This is a genomic window from Legionella septentrionalis, from assembly GCF_003989745.1.
GTDB classification, from domain to species: domain Bacteria; phylum Pseudomonadota; class Gammaproteobacteria; order Legionellales; family Legionellaceae; genus Legionella_A; species Legionella_A septentrionalis.
This window is the reverse complement of record NZ_RZGS01000072.1, coordinates 1-2279: the sequence shown is the minus strand read 5'-3', so window position 1 is coordinate 2279 and position 2279 is coordinate 1. Positions and strand designations below refer to the sequence as shown.

The following is a 2279-nucleotide window of genomic DNA, read 5'->3' as shown; positions in this document are numbered from 1 at the left end:
GTCCACTCCGGTCCTCTCGTACTAGGAGCAGCTCCTCTCAATTTTCCTACGCCCACGGCAGATAGGGACCGAACTGTCTCACGACGTTCTAAACCCAGCTCGCGTACCACTTTAAATGGCGAACAGCCATACCCTTGGGACCTGCTTCAGCCCCAGGATGTGATGAGCCGACATCGAGGTGCCAAACACCGCCGTCGATATGAACTCTTGGGCGGTATCAGCCTGTTATCCCCGGAGTACCTTTTATCCGTTGAGCGATGGCCCTTCCACTCAGAACCACCGGATCACTAAGACCTACTTTCGTACCTGCTCGAGCCGTCGCTCTCGCAGTCAAGCACCCTTTTGCCTTTACACTCTTGGTACGATGTCCGACCGTACCGAGGGTACCTTTGTGCTCCTCCGTTACTCTTTGGGAGGAGACCGCCCCAGTCAAACTACCCACCATACACTGTCCTCGTCCCAGATAATGGAACCAAGTTAGAACCTCAACAACAACAGGGTGGTATTTCAAGGTCGGCTCCATGCAAACTAGCGTTCGCACTTCATAGCCTCCCACCTATCCTACACAGTTATTGTCAAAGTCCAGTGCAAAGCTGTAGTAAAGGTTCACGGGGTCTTTCCGTCTAGCCGCGGGTATACGGCATCTTCACCGCAATTTCAATTTCACTGAGTCTCGGGTGGAGACAGTGTGGCCATCGTTACGCCATTCGTGCAGGTCGGAACTTACCCGACAAGGAATTTCGCTACCTTAGGACCGTTATAGTTACGGCCGCCGTTTACCGGGGCTTCGATCAAGAGCTTCTCCTTTCAGATAACCCCATCAATTAACCTTCCGGCACCGGGCAGGCGTCACACCCTATACGTCTTCTTACGAATTTGCAGAGTGCTGTGTTTTTATTAAACAGTCGCAGCCACCTGGTCTCTGCGGCCTCCACCAGCTTCATTGCGTAAAGCAACTAACCAGCAAAGGCGTACCTTCTCCCGAAGTTACGGTACCATTTTGCCTAGTTCCTTCACCCGAGTTCTCTCAAGCGCCTCAGTATGCTCTACTTGTCCACCTGTGTCGGTTTCCGGTACGGTTCTCTATAAGCTATCGCTTAGAGGCTTTTCCTGGAAGCGTGGCTTCAATGACTTCTCCGCACACCTAAGTGTCAGAACCGCTTCGCACCTCAGAGTATGATAGAACGGATTTACCTATCCTATCCCCCTACATGCAAGCACCAGGACTACCAACGCCCGGCTCACCTAGCCTTCTCCGTCCCCCCTTCGCACTTATAAAAAGTCCAGGAATATTAACCTGGTTCCCATCGACTACGCGTCTCCGCCTCGCCTTAGGGGCCGACTCACCCTGCTCCGATTAACGTCGTGCAGGAAACCTTGGACTTCCGGCGTGAAGGTTTTTCACCTTCATTATCGTTACTCATGTCAGCATTCGCACTTCTGATATCTCCAGCACACTTCTCAATGCACCTTCACAGACCTACAGAACGCTCCCCTACCACATCGCATTCGCGACATCCGCAGCTTCGGTGTATGGTTTTAGCCCCGTTACATCTTCCGCGCAGGCCGACTCGACCAGTGAGCTATTACGCTTTCTTTAAAGGGTGGCTGCTTCTAAGCCAACCTCCTGGCTGTCTATGCCTTCCCACATCGTTTCCCACTTAACCATAACTTAGGGACCTTAGCCGACGGTCTGGGTTGTTGCCCTCTCCACGACGGACGTTAGCACCCGCCGTGTGTCTCCCGTGGTCCAATTAGCCAGTATTCGGAGTTTGCATCGGTTTGGTAAGCCATGACAGCCCCCTAGCCGAAACAGTGCTCTACCCCTGGCAATCATCCACAAGGCGCTACCTAAATAGCTTTCGGGGAGAACCAGCTATCTCCGAGCTTGATTAGCCTTTCACTCCTAGCCACACCTCATCCGATAATTTTTCAACATTACCCGGTTCGGACCTCCAGTTGGTGTTACCCAACCTTCATCCTGGACATGGCTAGATCGCCCGGTTTCGGGTCTACTCCCAGCGACTAACGCCCTATTCAGACTCGATTTCTCTACGGCTCCCCTATAAAGTTAACCTCGCCACTGAAAGTAACTCGCTGACCCATTATACAAAAGGTACGCAGTCACTAAGCCTAAGCCTAGCTCCCACTGCTTGTACGCAAACGGTTTCAGGTTCTATTTCACTCCCCTCTCCGGGGTTCTTTTCGCCTTTCCCTCACGGTACTGGTTCACTATCGGTCAGTAAGTAGTATTTAGCCTTGGATGATGGTCCACCCAT

General features: G+C 52.3%; 1 rRNA gene. It reads right to left on the bottom strand.

The annotated features are described in order from the left end of the window. Window positions 1-2279 (bottom strand): 23S ribosomal RNA (locus ELY11_RS12230); the annotation flags it as partial.